Here is an 18680-nt window from a genome sequence, read left to right as displayed (position 1 = left end):
CACCCGGCGCGGGCCTGCCGCGTGGGAGCCGCCCCCGAGTCCCCCACTCCGCCGCCGCCCCGGGCGCAGACTTTTCCGCCACACCCGCATGACGGCCGACCGGATCGAGGACCCCGTGAGCGACCTTCCCTTCGGATTCGGCGTTCCGCCCGAGGAGCCCGAGGACGGCAAGGCCAAGCCCGACGACGCGCAGAAGAACGAGAAGAAGGACCCGGAGCAGTCCGGCAGCGGTCCGCAGCCGTTCGGCTTCGGCGGCGGCAACCCCTTCGGCGCGATGTTCGGCATGCCCGGCGCCCCGGGCGGTGCCGGAGCCGACAACCCCTTCGCCGCGATGTTCGGCGGCATGAACCCGGGTGACCTCGGCGCCGCCTTCCAGCAGCTCGGCCAGATGCTCTCGTTCGAGGGCGGCCCGGTGAACTGGGACCTCGCCACGAACATCGCCCGCCAGACCGTGGTCGCCGAGCCCGCCGAGGGCAAGAGCAAGGACCGCTCGGTCAGCGCGGCCGAGCGCTCCGCCGTCGCCGAGGCCGTCCGCCTGGCCGACCTGTGGCTCGACGGCTCCACCGAGTTCCCCTCCGGGGCCGGCACCGCCGTCGCCTGGAGCCGCGCCGAGTGGATCGAGGCCACCCTCCCGGTCTGGAAGGACCTGGTGGACCCGGTCGCCGAGCGGGTCGGCAACGCCATGGGCGGCGTGCTGCCCGAGGAGATGCAGGCCATGGCCGGCCCGCTGATGGGCGTGATGCGCTCGATGGGCGGCGCCATGTTCGGCACCCAGATCGGCCAGGCGCTCGGCGCGCTCGCCGGCGAGGTGGTCGGCTCCTCCGACGTCGGCCTGCCGCTCGCCCCGGCCGGCAAGGCCGCGCTGCTGCCGCAGAACGTCGCCGAGTTCGGCGAGGGCCTGAGCGTGCCCGCCGACGAGGTCCGGCTCTACCTCGCCCTGCGCGAGGCCGCCCATCAGCGGCTCTTCGCCCACGTGCCGTGGCTGCGGGCCCACCTGCTGGGCGCCGTCGAGGCCTACGCGCGCGGCATCAAGGTCGACACCTCCCGGATGGAGGAGCTGGTCGGCCAGCTCGACCCGAGCAACCCGGAGGCGCTGCAGGAGGCGCTGGCCGGCGGCCTGCTCCAGCCCGAGGACACCCCGGAGCAGAAGGCCGCGCTCGCCCGCCTGGAGACCGCGCTCGCGCTGGTCGAGGGCTGGGTCGACGCCGTCGTGCACGCCGCCGCCGAGCCGCACCTGCCGCAGGCCGGCGCGCTGCGCGAGACCGTCCGCCGCCGCCGCGCGGCCGGCGGGCCCGCCGAGCAGACCTTCGCCACCCTGGTCGGCCTGGAGCTGCGTCCGCGCCGGCTGCGCGACGCCTCCCGGCTCTGGGCGCTGCTCGCCGACGCCCGCGGCATCGAGGGCCGCGACGCGCTCTGGGAGCACCCGGACATGCTGCCCACCGCCGCCGACCTGGACGACCCGGACGCCTTCGTGCACCGGGGCTCCGCCGACGACCTGGAGGGCGGCATCGACTTCGACGCCTTCGACAAGCTGCTCGGCGACGCCGCGGCCGGCAAGCCCGACCTCACCAAGAAGGACGAGCGGCCGGGGACCGACGAGGACGGCACCGACGGAAAGGGCGAGCCCACCGCATGACGGCGACCGAGACGCCCGCCACCGGGACGCCCGCCACCGGACTGCACGCGGACGCCGTCCGCGCGCTGACCGGGTGGCGGCCCACCGACGAGGACCAGGAGCAGCTGCGGCTGGACTACCTGGAGCACCTGGCCGAACAGCCCGAGGGCCTGTACCGCTCCTGCCTGCCCGCGCACATCACCGCGAGCGCGGCGGTCGTCGACCCGGCGGCCGGGCGGGTGCTGCTCACCCTGCACCCCAAGGTCGGCATGTGGCTCCAGATGGGCGGGCACTGCGAGCCCGGCGACCGCGACCTCGCCTCGGCCGCGCTGCGCGAGGCCGTCGAGGAGTCCGGCATCCCCGACCTGGTGCTGCTGGAGCGCGACGGCGCCCCGGTGCCGGCCAAGCTGGACCGGCACCTGGTCCGCTGCACCGGCAAGGACCGGCCGGAGAACACCCACCTGGACGTCCAGTACATCGCGCTGGCCCCGGCCGGCGCGCAGGCGCTGATCAGCGAGGAGTCGCTGGACCTGCGCTGGTTCGACTACGACCGGCTGCCGGAGCTCACCGACCACTCGGTGCGCGACCTGGTGGCCCGGGCACGGCAGCTGACCGGCTGAGGTGCGACATCGGAAGGGGGCGCGGAGCCTATTGGCCCGCGCCCCCTTCCGTCGTTCCTCCGGTCGGACCGACCGGGCTCCGGCCGGGCGCGCGCCCTCCCCGCCCGCACCGCCGCGGCCTCAGCCGCAGGAGGAGTCCGGGTCCGGCCCGGACGGATCCGGGGCCGCGTGCCGCGCGCCGGGGATGTGCGGCAGCCGGGCGGCGGAGACCACGCCCTCCAGGTAGCCGCGGGCCCGCTCGGTCCGCGGGTAGGACTCCAGCAGGGCCCAGAACGCCGGGCCGTGGTCCGGCACCAGCAGGTGCGCCAGCTCGTGCAGCAGCACGTAGTCCAGCACGTACTCCGGCATGCCCTGGAGCCGGTGGGAGAGGCGGATCGTCCCCTCGCTGGGGGTGCAGGAGCCCCAGCGGGAATTCTGGTTGGTGACCCAGCGGACCTGGCTGGGCCGGGCGCGACCGTCCAGGTAGGCGCCCGACAGCTCGCGGGCCCGGGTCATCAGGGCCTCGTCACCGGGGATCCGCCGGGACTCCTGGGCGGCGAGCTTCTCCAGCATCTGCGCGACCCAGCGCTGCTCCTCGGCGTGCGACATCCGGGCCGGGATCAGCACCACGGTGCGGTCGCCCTCGCGGTAGGCGGAGACCGTACGGCTGCGGCGGGCGCTGCGGCGCACCTCGACCCGGCCGCGGTCGTGCGCCTCGGGGGCCGCCGCGCCGGAGGGCGGCGGCTGCGGTGGAGCCGGCCTCGGCTGCTGCCGCTGGTCGGGGCGCCCGCGTGTGTTCGGCGCCGCGACCTGCGACCCGGACGCTGCGCGGGCACGCCGACGCGACGCCGGTGGATGGGAGTCCCGCTCGGCTGCCATGGCACACGACGTTACCCGGTACCACGGACAGAAGTCCGCTGCCGTGGCCGGAATCTTTCATGGAGTGATCGGGAACGAAAAGTCGACGGCGGGTGTCCGGAAACCGACGCCGGAGGGGATGGCCGGTTATCCACAGGGCGCGCGAACGGATGGTGCGATCATGCGCACGGCCCTGTGGACAACCTTCCGCACGACGTCGGCGCGATGGGGCAAGCTGCGGTCGGCCGTCCGGAAACGATCGGAAGGGAGATCGTCGTGCGCCTCGCCCTCAAACCCGCGCTGTCCCGCAGCTGGCGGGACCCGCAGACCCTGCAGTTCGGCACCGTCACCCGCTTCGCCGGGGTGCTCGGCAACGCCGACAAGACCCTCTGCGACTTCCTCGCGCTGCTCGACGGGACACGGGAGCGACCGGAGCTCCTGACCGAGGGCGAACGCATCGGGCTCGGCCGCGAACCGGCCGACACCCTGCTCACCGGCCTGGAGGAGACCGGCCTGCTGGACGACGCGGAGGCCGACCGCCGCGCCCTGGCCCGCTTCCCCCCGCAGCAGCGGGACCTGCTCGGTCCCGACCTCGCCTCGCTCTCCCTGGTCCACTCCGGGCCGGGCGCCGCACCGGCGGTCCTCGGCCGCCGGGCCGACGCGCGGATCGAGGTGCGCGGCGCGGGCCGGGTCGGCACCGCCGTGGCGGCGGTGCTCGCGGCGGGCGGCACCGGCACGGTCACGGTCGCGGACCGCGGCCGGGTGAAACCGGAGGACTGCTCCCCCGCCGGCCTGCCGCCAGGGGACGTCGGACGGCTGCGCTCGACGGCGGCCCGGGAGGCGGTGCAGCGGGCCACCGGCCGGCCGCCGGCGCCCCTGCCCCGGCGCCGCACCGGGGAGCCGCCACCGGACTTCGTGGTCCTCGCGCCGCGGGACGGCAGCGCCGCCTTCGCCGGCGGGACGTACGAGGCCCGACTGCTGCTGCGGGCCGGGGTGCCGCACCTCTACGTGGGCGTGGTCGAGGAGTTCGGCGTCGTCGGACCGCTGGTGATCCCCGGGGTGTCCGCCTGCGGGCACTGCCTGGTGCTGCGCCGGGAGGACGAGGACGCCGCCTGGCCCCGGGTCCTGGCCCAACTCGCCGACGGAGGCCCCGGACGGGCCCGGACCCCGGCCTGCGACACGGCGCTGGCGACGGCGGTCGCCGGGCTGGCGGCGCTGCACGTCCAGGTGTTCCTGGACGGCGGCCGGCCGCCGAGCGTGGACGGCTGGTGCGAGGTCTCGGCCGGGGACGGCATGCCGAGGCGCCTGCGGCTGCGCGGGCACCCCGACTGCGGCTGCCTGTGGCAGCCGCTGCCGCCGGGGTGAGGAGCCCCGGAGGAAGCCGTCCGGCCCCGCGCGGGACGTCGACCGAGCCGACTTCCGGCGCGGAACCACCGGCCCCCACCGGACCAAGCCACCCAACTCCCCGCAAAGCGAGGGCACTCCCGGCCCCGCCCCACGGAATTCCGAGGGGCACGCAGCAGGGAGCGGGCACAATGGCGTAGAGATGGTCGGCCGCCCGGAACCGGGGGGCCGGGGAATGGAGGCCCGGGGTGAGCGATCTTCCGCGCAAGGCAATGACCCGCACGGCACGGCTCGCCGCCCTGCCGCTGGGGATAGCCGGCCGCGCCACGCTCGGCCTGGGCAAGCGGATCGGCGGCCGCTCCGCCGAGGTCGTCACCGCCGAGCTCCAACAGGCCACCGCGGACCAGCTGTTCAAGGTCCTCGGCGAACTCAAGGGCGGGGCGATGAAGTTCGGGCAGGTGCTGTCCGTCTTCGAGGCCGCGCTGCCGGAGGAGGTGGCCGGGCCGTACCGGGCGGCGCTCACCAAGCTCCAGGACGCCGCTCCCCCGATGCCCGCCGCCAAGGTGCACACCGCGCTCGCCCAGCGGCTCGGCGACTCCTGGCGCGAGCTGTTCCGGGAGTTCGACGACCGGCCCTCGGCCGCCGCCTCGATCGGCCAGGTGCACAAGGCGGTCTGGCACGACGGCCGCACGGTCGCCGTCAAGGTGCAGTACCCGGGCGCGGGCGACGCCCTGCTCGCGGACCTCTCGCAGCTGAGCCGGGTGGCCTGGCTGCTGGGGCCGCTGATCCCCGGGCTGGACATCAAGCCGCTGATCACCGAGCTGCGCGAGCGCGTCTCGGAGGAGCTGGACTACGAGCTGGAGGCGCAGGCCCAGCGCCGGCACGCCGAGGAGTTCACGGACGACCCGGACATCGTGGTGCCGGGCGTGGTGGCCCAGGCCGACCAGGTGCTGGTCACCGAGTGGATGGGCGGCACCCCGCTGGCCGAGGTGATCGCGGGCGGCACCCAGGAGGAGCGCGACCGCGCCGGGCAGCTGCTGGCCCGGTTCCTGTTCGCGGGCCCGTCCCGGACGGGGCTGCTGCACGCGGACCCGCACCCGGGCAACTTCCGGCTGCTGAAGGACGACGGCCCGGTGTCGGGCTGGCGGCTGGGCGTGCTGGACTTCGGCACCGTGGACCGGCTGCCCGGCGGGCTGCCCGCGCCGATCGGGGCCTCGCTGCGGATGGCGTTGGCCGGGGACGCGGCCGGGGTGCTCCGGATGCTGCGCGAGGAGGGCTTCGTGAAGCCCTCGATCCGGCTGGATCCGGACGCGGTGCTGGACTACCTGCTGCCGATCATCGAGCCGGCCGCGGTGGAGAACTTCCACTTCACCCGGACCTGGATGCGCTCCCAGGCGGCCCGGATCGCCGATCCGCGCTCGCCCGCCTACAACCTGGGCAAGCAGCTGAACCTGCCGCCCGCGTACCTGCTCATCCACCGGGTGACGCTGAGCACCATCGGGGTGCTCTGCCAGCTGGGCGCCAAGGCGCCGTTCCGCGCCGAGATGCTGGCGTGGCTGCCCGAGTTCGCCGGGCACCCGTCGGCGGGGCCGGCGGAGCCCGCCGAGCCCGCCCGGGTCCGCGAGGACTGACCCGGGCACCGCGACAACGGCCGCAGGCCGCTCCCCGACGACGGGGAGCGGCCTGCGGCACGACGGGGGTGGACCGGAGTCCGGGAGGGGCCCGTCGAGGACGGCCCCGGGCCGAAGGCCCTACATCAGTGCGACGGCGAGCGCCTTGCGGGCCCGCATCGAGGCCCGCTCGGCCCGCTGCCTGAGCCTGCGGGCCCGGTCGACCCGGTTGACGAGCCGTTGGTTCTCGGCCTCGTGCAGCCTGTCTTGCATATGGGCACGGGCCAGGGATTCGTGGAGGAGTTGCATTTCGAGGATCCTGTTCTGGGTCTGACGTTCGGTGGCCTGCTCGGCGCGGGCGGTGGGATCGACGGCGGCGGGGTTCATGTGGTGGTCCTGCTCGTGGTGCTTGCTCGGGAACGGGATGCGGGCTGCGGCGTCGGCCTTGGCGGCGGCGATCCGCACGGATCGGCGGAGGGCGCTGTCCAGCGGGGGCTGCTCTCCCCGGCGGACGACCCTGGCGCCGTGGGCGGGGTTCACGCCATGACCTCGGTCTTGCGCGGACGGCCACGGGGACGCTTGCGGGCCACGACGACGCCCTGGACGAACAGCTCGCCGCCCCAGACGCCCCACGGCTCACGCCGCTCCAGAGCGCCGGTCAGGCAGGCCTCCTTCACCGGGCAGGTACCGCAGAGGGACTTCGCGTACTCGACGTCGGCCGGCGTCTCGGCGAAGAAGACCTCGGGGTCGAAGGCGCGGCAGGGGATGGGGAGACCGAGGGACTCGGCCTGCTCGATCGAGCTGAGCTGCATGGAAAGAACCTCCGGGGGGTCGGCCTGGTCGGCCTGGGTGATCTGGCTTGTCGGCGGTACGGACGGGGTGGGCGGTGTGATGACCGTGGACACTGTGGGCGTCTTCCTCGTCTTTTCTCAGTGGTTCCGGCCCAGGTGACTGGTGGTGCTGGGCCGGAGGCCCCGGAGGGCCTGGGTGGTCTTGCGTACCGGACAAAACAGAAGGGCCGCGGATCCCGGTGTGACGGGTTCCGCGGCCCTGGAGGTGCCGACCTGAGGCTGGCTCAGGTTCGTTCTCTCCAGGGTTCAGGGCCGCGGAAGGCCCACATCCGGACGGCCTCGGCGCCGGTAAAGGCGGCCATGGCCTGGTTAATCTGCTGCTCGTTCTGCTTCTGGGCATTTTCGGCACCGATGACCTGCGCATAGCCGCCATGCATGGCGGCGGCTACGGCCGCCTTCGGTGCCTGGGTCGGTCGCTCGTCGCGCAGGGAGCACGGCGTGCCGAACGAGGCCCAGCCCCGGGACAGACCGGTCTCGACAGTGGTGCCGTCGACGCTCCTGCTGCCCGTGAGGCACAGATCAGTGTGTCCAGGACCACTGACAACGGGGGCGACGGAGACACCGGTGGTGTCGAGACCCAGACCGGTTCCACCGAGCTCGGCGAGCGCCCGCAGGCGGGCGGCACGCAGGGAGGCAGCGACAACGGTCTGGCCAGTCATTTTGGTGATCATGATGTTTCCCACTGTCTTCGCCTCCTCTCGGCGTCTCGCGGAGCCTGGTTTCCCTGGCTCCGAATGTTCGGATGTCTGTCTCGGTAAAGCTGTGGTGAAGCTCTCGGGCGAGGGGCATCAGCACAGGTTTCACCCCGTGCGACCGCGTCCCCTTGACCGCTCCGGCAGGCTATTGCGCTCCCGGTACGCGGCGCAAACTATTTTTCACGCGAGTTCTTCGGCACGTCACACAACGGGTTCCGAAACCCTCGAAGCGGCCTCCTGGACCACGCCCGGACCGGCTCAGGCCGGATCGTCCGAACCGCCGTCCTCGACGTCGTCCGGGTCCTCCTCGGGCTCCTCCCCCGCACACAACGAGAGCACGGCCGCCCCGTACTTGTCCAGCTTCAGGGCGCCGACCCCGGAGATGGCGGCCAGCTCCCCGCGGCCGGCGGGCACGTCCTCGGCGATCGCCATCAGCGTGGCGTCGGTGAACACCACGTAGGCCGGCGCGCCCTGCTTCTTCGCCTGCCGGGCCCGCCACTCGCGCAGCCGCTCGTACAGCCCCTCGTCCATCGTGGACGGGCAGCTCTCGCAGCGGCGCAGCTTGCGCTCGACGGCCTCGGTGAGCACCTTGTCGCAGACCCGGCACTTGACCGGTCCGCGGACCCGCCGCGCGGCGGAGCGCTCGCCGGGCTCGACGCCCCCTCGCCCGCCGCGCGCGCCGGTGCGCGCGCCAGGAGCGGTGGAGCCGGGGCGCAACCCGTCCAGGAAGCGGCTGGGCTTGCGGCTCGCCCGGCCGCCCGGGGAGCGGGAGAGCGCCCAGGAGAGGCTGAGGTGCTTGCGGGCGCGGGTGACGCCGACGTAGAGGAGCCGGCGCTCCTCCTCGACCTGCTCGTCGGTCTTGGCGTAGATGATCGGCATGGTGCCCTCGGTGAGGCCGACCAGGAAGACGGCGTCCCATTCGAGGCCCTTGGCGGCGTGCAGCGAGGCGAGCGTGACGCCCTCGACGGCCGGGGCGTGCTGGGCCGCGGCGCGGGCGTCCAGCTCGGCGACGTAGGCCGAGAGGTCGGTGCCCTGGCCGGCCTCGGTGCGGGTGCGCTCGAACTCCTCGGCCAGCCGGACGAGGGCGGCCAGCGACTCCCAGCGGTCCCGGACGGCGCCGGAGCCGGCCGGGGGCTCGGCGGTGAAGCCGCGGGTGGCCAGCACCGCGCGGACCTGGCCGGCCAGGTCGGGGGCGTCGTCGGTGAGCGGGTCGGAGGCGGCCCGGGCGGCGCCGCGCAGCAGCACGCCGGCGTCCCGGACCTCGGGGCGTTCGAAGAACCGTTCCGCACCCTTGAGCTGGTAGGGGACGTTGAGGTCGGCGAGGGCCTGCTCGTAGACCTCGGACTGGCCGTTGGTGCGGAACAGCACCGCGATCTCGCTGGCGCGCACGCCGGCGGCGAGCAGCTCCTTGATCCGGCGGGCGGTGGTCTCGGCCTCGGTGGGCTCGTCCTCGTACTCGGTGTAGACCGGTTCGGGGCCGGCCTCGCGCTGGGAGACGAGTTCCAGGCGGTGCCGGGCGGCCTCGCCGCGGGCCTGGGAGAGCAGCCCGTTGGCGAGGTGGACGACCTGGGGGGTGGACCGGTAGTCGCGGACCAGCTTGACCACCGTCGCCCCGGGGTGCCGGTTGCGGAAGTTGAGCAGGTAGTCGGGCGTGGCGCCGGTGAAGGAGTAGATGGTCTGGCTGGCGTCGCCGACGACGCAGAGGCTGGCGCCGCCGTCCGGGCCGGTCCACTGGTCGAGCAGGCGCTGCTGGAGCGGGGAGACGTCCTGGTACTCGTCGACGGTGAAGTGCCGGTACTGGGAGCGGACCTGGTCGGCGATGTCCGGGCGGTCCTCCAGGATCGCGGCGGTGAGCAGCAGGACGTCCTCGAAGTCCATGCTGCCGCGGCGGCTCTTGGCCTCCTCGTAGACGCGGTAGACCTGGGCGGTCTCGGCCGGGTCGCGGGGGGCCTCGCGGCCGGACTTGGCGACGGCCACCGGGTAGTCCTCGGGGGCGATCTGGGTGACCTTGGCCCATTCGATCTCGGCGGTGAGGTCGCGCAGTTCGGTGCGCTGGACGCGCAGGCCGCAGCGGCCGGCCGCCTCGGCCACCAGCTGGACCTTGCGTTCCAGGAGCTGGGGAACGGGGCCGCCGACGGCGCGCGGCCAGAAGTACTGGAGCTGGCGCAGCGCGGCGGCGTGGAAGGTGCGGGCCTGGACGCCCTCGGCGCCGAGCTGGCGCAGCCGGCCGCGCATCTCGCCGGCCGCGCGGGCGGTGAAGGTCACGGCGAGGATCTGCTGGGGGTGGTAGACGCCGCTGCTCACGCCGTAGGCGATCCGGTGGGTGATGGCGCGGGTCTTGCCGGTGCCGGCGCCGGCCAGGACGCAGACCGGGCCCTGCAGGGCGGTGGCGACGGCGCGCTGCTCGGGGTCGAGCCCGGCGAGCACGGCGTCCGGGCCCGTCGCGGCGCCGGGGTCGCCCCAGGGGGAGCCGTGGGGGCCGTCGTACGGGCTGCCGCTCAAGAGGTCTTCCTGCATGCTTTCCATCCTCTCAGCCCGGTGGGACATCGCGGAGGGGGTTGTCCACAGGCCCGGTGCGATCGCAGGATGATCGCTCCGTACGACGGTCGACGGCGTACCGGAATGCCCGCCGCCCGGTGGACGTTGCCTCCGGAGACCGTACGCACCTCTCTTTCGAAGGAGCCCCCTCGATGTCCGGCACCGTGACGATGTACAGCACGACCTGGTGTGGGTACTGCAACCGACTCAAGAGCCAGCTGGAGCGCGAAGGCATCGGCTACACCGAGATCAACATCGAGGAGGACCCGGCGTCGGCGTCCTTCGTCGAGTCGGTGAACAACGGCAACCAGACCGTTCCGACGGTGCTGGTGACGCCGGCCGGCGGCGGCGAGCGGGTCGTCATGACGAACCCGAGCCTGCTGCAGGTCAAGAAGGCCCTGGCGGCCTGAGGCCGCCGGGTCCGGCCCGGGCCGCCGGGGGCCGGCGCGCGTCACGGCGCGTCGGCCCGGGCCGGGTCGACGGGCGCGGCGGGGGCGGGCAGGGTGGTGCGGGCGCCGAGGTCGCCGACGCCGTAGACGAGCCGGCTGCGGTCGGCCGAGTAGCGGGTCTCGATGACCCGGACGGGCCCACGCCGGTCGTAGGTGACGCGGGTCTGCACCATCAGCGGCACCCCGGGGCCGCCCTGGAACCACTGGGCCTCCTCGGGGCCGGGCATCCGCGCGACCAGGTGGTCCACGGCGCCGATCTCGGTACGTCCGAGGGTGGCGAGCACCGCCTCGTCGCCGCCCTCGACGGGGTCGGGCTCCATCAGCGGGGTGCCGGCGGCGAGGCCGGCCCGGTAGTGGCTCTCCTCGATGGAGTACGGCTCGCGGTCGAGCAGCCGCAGCTGGCGGCGGACCACGATGGCCTCGCCGGGGCGCAGTCCGAGCCGTTCGGCGATGTCCACCCGGGCCCGGACGATCATCATCTCGAAGTCGGTGCCGAGCTCCCGTCCGGCCTCGGCGGCCTCGCCGAGGTAGACGGCGGAGGGCGCGGCGAGGCAGTCGCGCGGCGCGGGGGTCAGGCCGGGCCCGTAGGCGCGGTGGTCCAGGACGGGGTGTTCGCGCAGGTAGGTGCCCTTGCCCTGGAGGCGGACCAGGCGGCCCTCGTTGACCAGGACGTCGACGGCGAGCCGGACGGTGTTGCGGGCGACGCCGTACTGGCGCTCCAGTTCGCTCTCGACCGGCAGGGCCGCGTCGGCGGTGAACTCGCCCTCGGCGATCCGGCGGCGCAGGTCGGCGGCGAGGCGCTGGTATTTGGGGGATTGGGCGGTGCCCCGGGGGATTGTCACCCTCGTGAATGTAGCGAGCACGGCGAGCCGGTTTCAGCCGTTTCCGGCAATATCGTCCGCGCGGGTTGACTTCGGAGACCTGCGAGCCCCTCCCGGTAGCAGAACTGGCCCGTCCGGATACGAACAGCTGGTCGTGGCAAATTCGGGAAGGGATTGCGGAGTAAAAGGGGGGCGCGCGAAATTCTCCACGCGCCCCCTTGCTCCGGGCACCATTCGGGCGGGCCGCTTTCGGGCCGACCACTTCGTACGGACCGCTTCGCACGGACCGCTTCGCACGGACCGCTTCGTACGGACCGCTTCGGGCGGATCGCCTCGGGTGGACCGCTTTACCCCAGGGCTACCAGCGCGCCGCCGAGGGCAGCGGCTCCCCGTACCAGAGCTCGACCAGGTGCCGGGCGATCGAGATGCCGGACGGCGGCAGGATCTCGCCCGCCTCCATGCCGGCCCGCAGCTCCTCGCGGGAGAACCAGCGCGCCTCGGCCAGCTCCTCGCCGTCCACGGTGATCTCGGTGCCGCCGGGCAGCGCCCGGCCCAGGAAGCCGAGCATCAGGCTGGACGGGAACGGCCAGGGCTGGCTGGCGACGTAGCGCACCTCGCCGACCCGCACGCCCGCCTCCTCCTGCACCTCGCGGGCCACCGCCTGCTCGATCGACTCCCCCGGCTCGACGAAGCCGGCCAGCGTGGACCAGCGGCCCTCCGGCCACAGCGCCTGGCGGCCGAGCAGGCAGCGGTCCTGCTCGTCGGTGATCACCATGATCACCGCCGGGTCGGTGCGCGGGTAGTGCTCGGCCGCGCAGGAGGTGCAGCGCCGCACGTGCCCGGCGCCGGCCTTCTCGGTCGGGTGCCCGCAGCGCGAGCAGAAGCTGTGCAGCCGGTGCCAGTGCTCCAGCGCCACCGCGTGCACCAGCAGCCCGGCGTCCCGGTCGGACAGCAGCCCGCCGACCTCGCGCAGCCCGGCCGGGCGGGCGTCGCCGTCCAGGCGCCCGGGCAGGCTCTCGCCCGCCAGCGCGAAGTACGAGACGCCGTCCTCGTCGGTGCCCAGGAAGTACCGGTCGCCGGTCTGCGGCGCCTCGAAGGAGGGCATCAGCACGAGCTCGGTGCCCTGCGCGGTGTCGACCACGAACGCCTCGCCGCCGGCGATCGGCAGGACCCGGGTGCTCGGGTGGCTCCAGGCCGCCGCCAGCCAGGGCTCGTCGAGGCGGTGCTCGGCCGCCCGGTCCACCCCGGACCGGGCCAGTGCCAGGTGCAGCGGGCGCTCGGTCTCAGGCACGGTGCTCACGTCTGTTCCATCCCCACGTGGTGAATCATCCGGATGAGTGATCTGGCTGCCATGGTGCTCGAACCCGGGGTCATGCCCCCGGCCGGAAGTTCTCGGCCAGGTCGCCCCAGAGGTACGCGGCGGTCTCCACGCCCTTGGCCAGCAGGTCCAGCTCGACCTTCTCGTTGACCGAGTGCCAGCCGTCCGAGGGCACCGAGATGCCGAGGAACAGCACCGGCGCGCCCAGCACGTCCTGGAGGTCGGCGGCAGGGCCGGAGCCGCCCTCGCGGGTGAAGAGGATCTTCTGGCCGAAGGCCCGCCCCATCGCCCGGACGGTGGACTGGAGCGCCGGGTGGTCCAGCGGGGTCAGGCAGGGCCGGGTCGCGCCGGGGAAGACCAGGTCGTACCGGACGCCCGCGGGCACCCGCTCGGCCACCCAGGCCCGCACCGCCTCGCGGACCTTCTCCACCTCCTGTCCGGCGACCAGCCGGAAGGACAGCTTGAGGTGCGCCGAGGCGGGGACGATGGTCTTGCCGCCGGGGCCGGTGTAGCCGCCCCAGATGCCGTTGACCTCGGCGGTCGGGCGGGCCCAGATCCGCTCCAGGGTGGAGTAGCCGGCCTCGCCGCGGGTGCCGTACGACTTGGCGACCCGCAGCCACTGCTCCTCGTCGAAGGGCAGCTCGGCGAACAGCTCGCGCTCGGTCCCGGTCAGTTCGACGACGCCGTCGTAGAAGCCCGGGATCGCGACCTTGCGGTCGGCGTCGTGCAGGCCGGCGGCCAGCTCCGCCGCGACCTGGGCCGGGTTGGGGACGGCGCCGCCGAAGGAGCCGGAGTGGATGTCGGTGTCCGGCCCGTACAGGTCGATCTGGGCGTCGGCCAGGCCGCGCATGCCGGTGCAGACGGTCGGCGTGGTCGCGGACCACATGCCGGTGTCCGAGATGACCACCACGTCGGCGGCCAGCCGCCCGGCCTCGCGCCGGACCAGCTCGGCGAAGTTCGGCGAGCCGGACTCCTCCTCGCCCTCGATCAGCAGCTTGAGGTTGACGGCCGGCGCGGTGCGGCCGGTGGCGGCCAGGTGGGCGCGCACGCCCAGGGTGTGGAAGAACACCTGGCCCTTGTCGTCGGCGGCGCCGCGCGCGTACAGCCGGCCGTCGACCACGGTCGGGGTGAACGGCTCGGTCTCCCAGCCGTCCTCCCGGGCCGCGGGCTGCACGTCGTGGTGCCCGTAGACCAGGACGGTCGGCGCGGACGGGTCCCCGGAGGGCCACTCGGCGAACACCGCGGGCAGGCCTTCGGTCTCCCACACCTCGGTCACCGGGAAGCCGGTCTCGCCGAGCTTGGCGGCCAGCCACTCGGCCGAGCGCCGCACGTCGCCGGCCCGGTCCGGATCGGCCGAGACCGAGGGGATGGCCAGCCACTCGGCGAGGTCGGCGAGGAAGGCGGCCTGGTGCCGGTCGATGTAGGAGCGGACGGCGCTGTCCGGGGTTCTCGTCATACCGACGACTGTAGTTCGCCCGTGCGGGTGCCCGCCCCGGCCGTCCGGCTGCCGGGCGCCGTCGGGGCTGTAACCTCCGTCACCCCCGCCGCGACGAGGACGCGGACGGGGGTGACACGGACGGGGGCGGGGCGAGCGGGCGCGGGGCCCCGGGGCCGACGCGGGCCCCGGGGCGGCCCGGGCCCCGGGGCGGCGCGGGCCTCAGCCCGAGCGGCGCAGCAGGGTGATCCGCGAGCGGGTCATCAGCGCCGCGAGCCCGGCCGCGAGCACCGGCAGCAGCAGCACGGTGGCGGCGATGGTGGGCCACGGGAAGACCAGGGCCGCCTTGCTGGCGATCTCCTCGGGGCTCATCCCGGGGTAGCTGCTCGCCGCGGCCTCGACCTTGCGCAGCGCCACTCCCGGCACCACGCCGCAGACCACACCGAGCAGGGCGCCCATCGCGGCGATCACCCCGCACTGGAAGCCGGACAGCGTGCGCCGGATGCGCGGCTCGGCGCCGACCGCCGCGAGGGTGGTCAGATCGCGCTGGGAGTCGGCGGCGGCCAGTCCGGTGGCGATGCCGGCCGCGCCGAGGGCGACGATGCCGGCGAAGGCGTTCAGGCCGAACTGGATCAGCCCGGCCGGGGACTCGTAGCCCCGCTCGATCTTGAGCACGTCGTGGTCGACGAGCTTGGTCAGCGCGCCGTCGGCCTTCTGCTGGGCGCTGTCCGAGGGCATGGCGCCGGGCAGCCAGACGGAGCCGGTCGGGGCGGTGGAGAAACCGAGCCGGGTGGCGGTGTCCTGGCTGACCACGGCCTGGGCCGGGGCGGGCAGCGCGGGCTCGGCGAGGACGGCGTCCACCGCGATCTCGGTGATGACGGGCTTGTTCGCGGAGCCGTTCCCACTGCCGATCACCGGACTGCTGTACCGGAGGATCACCTTGCCGGCCTTGATGTAGCGGGCGTCGAAGACCACGGCCTTGCCGGCGGCGAGGGCCTGGCCCGGGGCCGGGTCGGTGACTCCGAAGAGGTTGTGCAGCAGGGTGGCGTCCCCGGCCGTGATCTCGCTGAACGGGTTGTTGCGGCGGTGGTCCGTCTGGCAGCGCTTGTCGGTGCTCATGACGTGCTCGCTCTCGGCCAGCGAGAGGGAGTCGCCCGAGTCCATGAGCGGGCAGCGGTCCTCCTTGGGCAGCGCGACGCTGACGTAGCCGCAGTAGCTGCCCTCGGAGCAGTCGACCTTCGGCTGGACGCGCCGGACGTCGGCGCGCGGGCCGAGGTCGGGGATGCTGCGTTCGACGGCCTCGCGCATCTGCGGCAGCAGCTTGGCGTCGGACAGCCAGCCGTTGCCGAGGATGACGGCCCCGGACGGACCGGAGGCGGTGTACTCCAGCCGGTACTGCTCCTCGAAGCTGGCGATGTAGACGCTGACGGCCACGGAGCCGGCGACGGCGGCCATCACGGCGGCCACCGCGGGCGCGGTGCGGCCGCGGTGGCGCACCGAGTCGCGCAGGGCGAGCCGGGGGCCGAGCGGGAGCCAGCGGCCGAGCCGGCCGAACAGGCCGACCAGGTAGGGCACGAGGGCGACCATGCCGAGCTCGGCGAGGGCCGAGCCGCCGAGGACGGCGAAGCTGCGGTTGCCGACGCCGCTGGTGGCACCGGCCAGGGCGAGGGCCGCGCCGCCGCCGAGGGTCAGCAGTCCCGCGACGGCGAGCCTGCGGCTCGGCGGCTTGAGGGTGTCGCGGCCGGTGAGCGCGGCGACGACGTCCTGCCGGGAGGCCTGGACGGCGGGCACGACGGCGGCCAGCAGGCCGGTGACGAGCCCGACCATGAGGACGCCGAGCAGGTCGAGCGGCGGCAGGGCGAAGTGGGCGAAGCGCTGGCCGGAGCGTTCCTCGGCGGCGGTGCGCAGCAGGGCGACCAGGCCGATGCCGAGGCCCAGGCCGAGCACCGCGCCGGTGATGCCGAGGACGATGCCGCCGCCGAGCACGACCGCGCGGACGTTGGCGCGCTCACCGCCGGCGGCGGCGAGCAGCCCGAGCTGCCGCCGGGAGCGCCGGGCGCCGACGGCGAAGGCGGGGCCCGCGAGGAGGACGATCTCCAGCAGGGCCATGCCGACGACGGTGGCGAGGATGACGATGTCGGTCCGGTTGAAGTAGCTGGTGCCGCCGCCGTCCTGCTTCTGATCGACGAAGTAGGGGACGTCGTCGCGGGCCGGCGGGTCGGCCAGCACGGCGCGCGAGGCCACCTGGAAGCCGTGCTCGTTGAACTCCTTGACCTTCGGCCAGTCGATCGGGGTTCCGGCCGGGAGCTTGACCAGCCAGCGGGTGGTCCCGCCGGGGTCCTCGGTCGAGGCGTCGGAGCCGCCCGACGGCTTGGGGAGGCGGTCGAGCACGGCGCCGGGGCGGGCGGTGAGTTCGGTGGCCCGCAGTTCGCCGGGGTACTCGTAGACGCCGGTGATGGTGAAGGGGCTGTTCTCCAGGCCGCGGACGGCGGTCCTGTCGCCGATCCTGAGCCCGGAGCGCTTGAGGAAGTCCCGGGTGACGACGGCCTCGGTGTCGGAGGCGGGGGCCCGGCCCTGGTAGAGGTCGATCCGGCCCCGCCAGACCGGGTCGGTCAGGTCGGCCTCGCTGACCCGGGTGCTGAGCACGCCCTCGGCGCTGCTCGCGGCGGTGTACGGGCCGGAGAGCTCGGGCACCAGGACGGCGCCGGCCGGGAGCAACTGACGGGCCAGCTCGACGGGTTCGGTGTCGAGGGAGCGCTGCTGCGCGGGGGTGTACTTGGGCGCTTCGCCGTTCTTGGCGTCGTCCTTGGGGCTCTGGACGGAGAGCCCCTTCTCGGGGTCGGGCGCCTGCTTGACGGAGGTGCCGCGTTCGACGAGGTGCACTTCGGCGACCGCCTGGCCCATGACCCGCGTCGCGTGTTCGGCGGGGGTGAGTTCGGCACTGCGGAAGACCACGTCGGCGCCGGTGACGCCGAGGACGGGCAGGGCGACCATGGCGATGACGAGGGCGCTGCGGCCCTTGGCGCGCAGGGCGTCGCGGCGGGCGATGCGCAGGGCCACCCGCCAGGCGCTGAGCTTCACTCGTCCACCTTCAGGCTGTTGGTGGCGGCGCTGACGAGCAGGCTGGCGGCGTCCTGGCTGACGGACTCGTCGACCATCCGGCCGTCGCGCAGGAAGACGACCCGGTCGGCCCAGGCGGCGTGCCGGGCCTCGTGGGTGACCATCATGGCGGCGGCGCCGGCGTCGCAGCGGGCGCGCAGGACAGCGAGGACGGCCTCGCCGGTGGTGGAGTCGAGGGCGCCGGTGGGTTCGTCGGCGAGGACCAGGCGGCGGTCGCCGATCAGGGCGCGGGCGATGGCGACGCGCTGCTGCTGGCCGCCGGACATGTCGTCGGGGAAGCGGTCGGCGAGTTCGGGGATGCCGAGCTCCTCCAGGGCGGCGATGGCCTCGCGGCGGGCGGCGCGGGTGGACAGCCCGTCGAGTTCGCGCGGCAGCGAGATGTTCTCGGCGGCGGTGAGCGCCGGTATCAGGTTGTAGTCCTGGAAGACGTAGCCGACGGAGCGGCGGCGGACCCGGGCGAGCTTCTTGCGGTCGAGCTCGCCCAGGGCGACGCCCTCGACCAGGACCCGGCCACCGCTCGGGGTGTCCAGGCCGCCGGCCAGGGTGAGCAGGGTCGACTTGCCTGAGCCGGAGGGGCCCATGACGGCGACGAACTCGCCGGGGTGGACCTTGAGGTCGACGCCGCGCAGGGCCTGGACCTCGGCGGCGCCGTGGCCGTGGACGCGGGTGACGTTCTCCAGGTGGAGCACCGGCATCTGCCGGGCCTCTTGGGTGTGGGACATGGATTCCCCCCTCGTACTGGGTGTGCGCTCGGCGTCGGGGCCGAGCATGGTGGTTCGGTTGCCGCGGGGCTCAGGCGCGCAGGCGGCGCCCGCGCTTGGCGGGCGCGGCGCCGTCGCGGGCGGCCTCGGCGGTGCGGGTCTGCAGGAGTTCGGCCTGCTGGGCGAGCCGGGTCTCGCAGTGGTCGAGCCAGCGGATCTCGGCTTCGGTCTGGAAGATGAGCTGGTCGAGGACGAGCAGCCAGGCCAGGTCGTTGCTGGCGGAGGGCGTCGCGCCGGGGCGCTTCTCCCCCGCGAGGGCGCGGCCCTTGAGCCGGGTGTAGTCCTGGAGCGCCTTGATGCTGTGCCGGCGCTGGCCCTGGACGACGGCGGAGACGTCGACCCCGGGGACGGTCACCGCCATGGCGAGCTTGATCGCCAGTTCGTCGCGCGGGGGGTTGGTCCGGGGCACCGGGGTGTCGAACCAGGTCCGCAGCTCTTCCCGGCCCGCGTCGGTGGCGGCGTAGAACTGGTGGCCCTCGCCGTCCTCCCCCGCGGGCTCGACCAGCCCGTCGCGCTCCAGCCGGGACAGCGTGGTGTAGACCTGCCCGACGTTGAGCGGCCAGGTGGCGCCGGTGCGCGCCTCGAACTCGGTGCGCAGCTGGTAGCCGTAGCGAGGGCCCTGGTCGAGCAGGGCGAGCAGACCGTGACGGATGGACATACCGAGTA

The 18680-nt window shown here is 74.3% G+C and carries 16 protein-coding genes; 5 read left to right on the top strand and 11 right to left on the bottom strand.

What is annotated here, in order from left to right; translation table 11 throughout:
- Window positions 1–115 precede the first annotated feature (115 nt).
- Complete coding sequence (locus tag ACFVUY_RS14070; RefSeq protein ID WP_387729847.1) at window positions 116–1636, top strand: zinc-dependent metalloprotease; 1521 nt, start codon at window positions 116–118, stop codon at window positions 1634–1636.
- Window positions 1633–2235 carry an NUDIX hydrolase gene (locus ACFVUY_RS14065; protein WP_387694934.1) on the top strand — a complete coding sequence of 201 codons (603 nt, stop codon included), beginning with the start codon at window positions 1633–1635 and terminating at the stop codon, window positions 2233–2235. The genes ACFVUY_RS14070 and ACFVUY_RS14065 overlap by 4 nt, the downstream gene beginning before the upstream one ends.
- A 120-nt stretch (window positions 2236–2355) precedes the next feature.
- On the opposite strand, the gene ACFVUY_RS14060 is transcribed toward ACFVUY_RS14065, so the two are convergent.
- The gene (locus ACFVUY_RS14060) at window positions 2356–3093 is read right to left on the bottom strand and encodes a M48 family metallopeptidase (protein WP_387729844.1); all 738 of its coding nucleotides are present in this window, start codon (window positions 3091–3093) and stop codon (window positions 2356–2358) included.
- A gap of 255 nt (window positions 3094–3348) precedes the next feature.
- Here ACFVUY_RS14060 and ACFVUY_RS14055 point away from each other — a divergent pair, with 255 nt between their 5' ends.
- Window positions 3349–4437, top strand: a complete 1089-nt coding sequence (locus ACFVUY_RS14055) for a ThiF family adenylyltransferase (RefSeq protein WP_387694932.1) — start codon at window positions 3349–3351, stop codon at window positions 4435–4437.
- A gap of 227 nt (window positions 4438–4664) precedes the next feature.
- On the top strand, window positions 4665–6047 hold the full coding sequence (locus ACFVUY_RS14050) for an ABC1 kinase family protein (protein WP_387729841.1): 1383 nt from the start codon (window positions 4665–4667) through the stop codon (window positions 6045–6047).
- A gap of 120 nt (window positions 6048–6167) precedes the next feature.
- Here ACFVUY_RS14050 and ACFVUY_RS14045 read toward each other — a convergent pair whose 3' ends face one another.
- From ACFVUY_RS14045 to ACFVUY_RS14030, 4 genes are all read right to left on the bottom strand, one after another.
- Window positions 6168–6566 carry a hypothetical protein gene (locus ACFVUY_RS14045; RefSeq protein ID WP_387694930.1) on the bottom strand — a complete coding sequence of 133 codons (399 nt, stop codon included), beginning with the start codon at window positions 6564–6566 and terminating at the stop codon, window positions 6168–6170.
- Window positions 6563–6931: a WhiB family transcriptional regulator gene (locus ACFVUY_RS14040; protein WP_387694929.1), complete on the bottom strand. Its 369-nt coding sequence runs from the start codon at window positions 6929–6931 to the stop codon at window positions 6563–6565. Before ACFVUY_RS14040 ends, ACFVUY_RS14045 begins: the two co-directional genes overlap by 4 nt.
- A 170-nt stretch (window positions 6932–7101) precedes the next feature.
- Window positions 7102–7560 carry a hypothetical protein gene (locus ACFVUY_RS14035; RefSeq protein ID WP_380358901.1) on the bottom strand — a complete coding sequence of 153 codons (459 nt, stop codon included), beginning with the start codon at window positions 7558–7560 and terminating at the stop codon, window positions 7102–7104.
- Window positions 7561–7830: 270 nt separating this feature from the next.
- A complete protein-coding gene (locus ACFVUY_RS14030; RefSeq protein WP_387694927.1) occupies window positions 7831–10098 on the bottom strand; it encodes an ATP-dependent DNA helicase UvrD2 in 2268 nt (755 codons plus the stop codon).
- A gap of 164 nt (window positions 10099–10262) precedes the next feature.
- Here ACFVUY_RS14030 and ACFVUY_RS14025 point away from each other — a divergent pair, with 164 nt between their 5' ends.
- Entirely contained in the window at window positions 10263–10520 is a 258-nt protein-coding gene (locus tag ACFVUY_RS14025; protein ID WP_030058313.1) for a mycoredoxin, read from the top strand.
- A 41-nt stretch (window positions 10521–10561) separates the two neighbouring features.
- Here ACFVUY_RS14025 and ACFVUY_RS14020 read toward each other — a convergent pair whose 3' ends face one another.
- The 6 genes from ACFVUY_RS14020 to ACFVUY_RS13995 form a co-directional block, all read right to left on the bottom strand.
- Window positions 10562–11401, bottom strand: coding sequence for a GntR family transcriptional regulator (locus ACFVUY_RS14020; protein WP_359915373.1), 840 nt, complete (start codon window positions 11399–11401; stop codon window positions 10562–10564).
- A gap of 337 nt (window positions 11402–11738) precedes the next feature.
- The gene (gene nudC, locus ACFVUY_RS14015; protein ID WP_359915374.1) at window positions 11739–12680 is read right to left on the bottom strand and encodes an NAD(+) diphosphatase; all 942 of its coding nucleotides are present in this window, start codon (window positions 12678–12680) and stop codon (window positions 11739–11741) included.
- Window positions 12681–12750: 70 nt separating this feature from the next.
- Window positions 12751–14154, bottom strand: a complete 1404-nt coding sequence (locus ACFVUY_RS14010) for a dipeptidase (RefSeq protein ID WP_387694926.1) — start codon at window positions 14152–14154, stop codon at window positions 12751–12753.
- 201 nt (window positions 14155–14355) lie between these two features.
- Window positions 14356–17214 (bottom strand): FtsX-like permease family protein, encoded by a 2859-nt coding sequence (locus ACFVUY_RS14005; RefSeq protein ID WP_387729838.1) that lies wholly within the window; start codon window positions 17212–17214, stop codon window positions 14356–14358.
- Window positions 17211–17975, bottom strand: coding sequence for an ABC transporter ATP-binding protein (locus tag ACFVUY_RS14000; RefSeq protein ID WP_387729836.1), 765 nt, complete (start codon window positions 17973–17975; stop codon window positions 17211–17213). The genes ACFVUY_RS14005 and ACFVUY_RS14000 overlap by 4 nt, the downstream gene beginning before the upstream one ends.
- A 70-nt stretch (window positions 17976–18045) precedes the next feature.
- On the bottom strand, window positions 18046–18672 hold the full coding sequence (locus ACFVUY_RS13995; RefSeq protein WP_387694923.1) for a PadR family transcriptional regulator: 627 nt from the start codon (window positions 18670–18672) through the stop codon (window positions 18046–18048).
- Window positions 18673–18680 lie beyond the last annotated feature (8 nt).

Origin of the sequence: Kitasatospora sp. NPDC058063 (assembly GCF_042885395.1) — a bacterium.
In the GTDB taxonomy this organism is placed as follows: domain Bacteria; phylum Actinomycetota; class Actinomycetes; order Streptomycetales; family Streptomycetaceae; genus Kitasatospora; species Kitasatospora lactacystinica.
The sequence above is the reverse complement of the archived record's forward strand: the minus strand, read 5'-3'. Positions and strand labels throughout refer to the sequence as shown.

Bases quoted from the DNA above. Each gene is read 5' to 3' on its own strand.
- ACFVUY_RS14065 (WP_387694934.1), top strand. From the start codon at position 1,633: ATGACGGCGACCGAGACGCCCGCCACCGGGACGCCCGCCACCGGACTG.
- ACFVUY_RS14060 (WP_387729844.1), bottom strand. From the start codon at position 3,093: ATGGCAGCCGAGCGGGACTCCCATCCACCGGCGTCGCGTCGGCGTGCC.
- ACFVUY_RS14030 (WP_387694927.1), bottom strand. From the start codon at position 10,098: ATGGAAAGCATGCAGGAAGACCTCTTGAGCGGCAGCCCGTACGACGGC.
- ACFVUY_RS14025 (WP_030058313.1), top strand. From the start codon at position 10,263: ATGTCCGGCACCGTGACGATGTACAGCACGACCTGGTGTGGGTACTGC.
- ACFVUY_RS14010 (WP_387694926.1), bottom strand. From the start codon at position 14,154: ATGACGAGAACCCCGGACAGCGCCGTCCGCTCCTACATCGACCGGCAC.
- ACFVUY_RS14000 (WP_387729836.1), bottom strand. From the start codon at position 17,975: ATGTCCCACACCCAAGAGGCCCGGCAGATGCCGGTGCTCCACCTGGAG.
- ACFVUY_RS13995 (WP_387694923.1), bottom strand. From the start codon at position 18,672: ATGTCCATCCGTCACGGTCTGCTCGCCCTGCTCGACCAGGGCCCTCGC.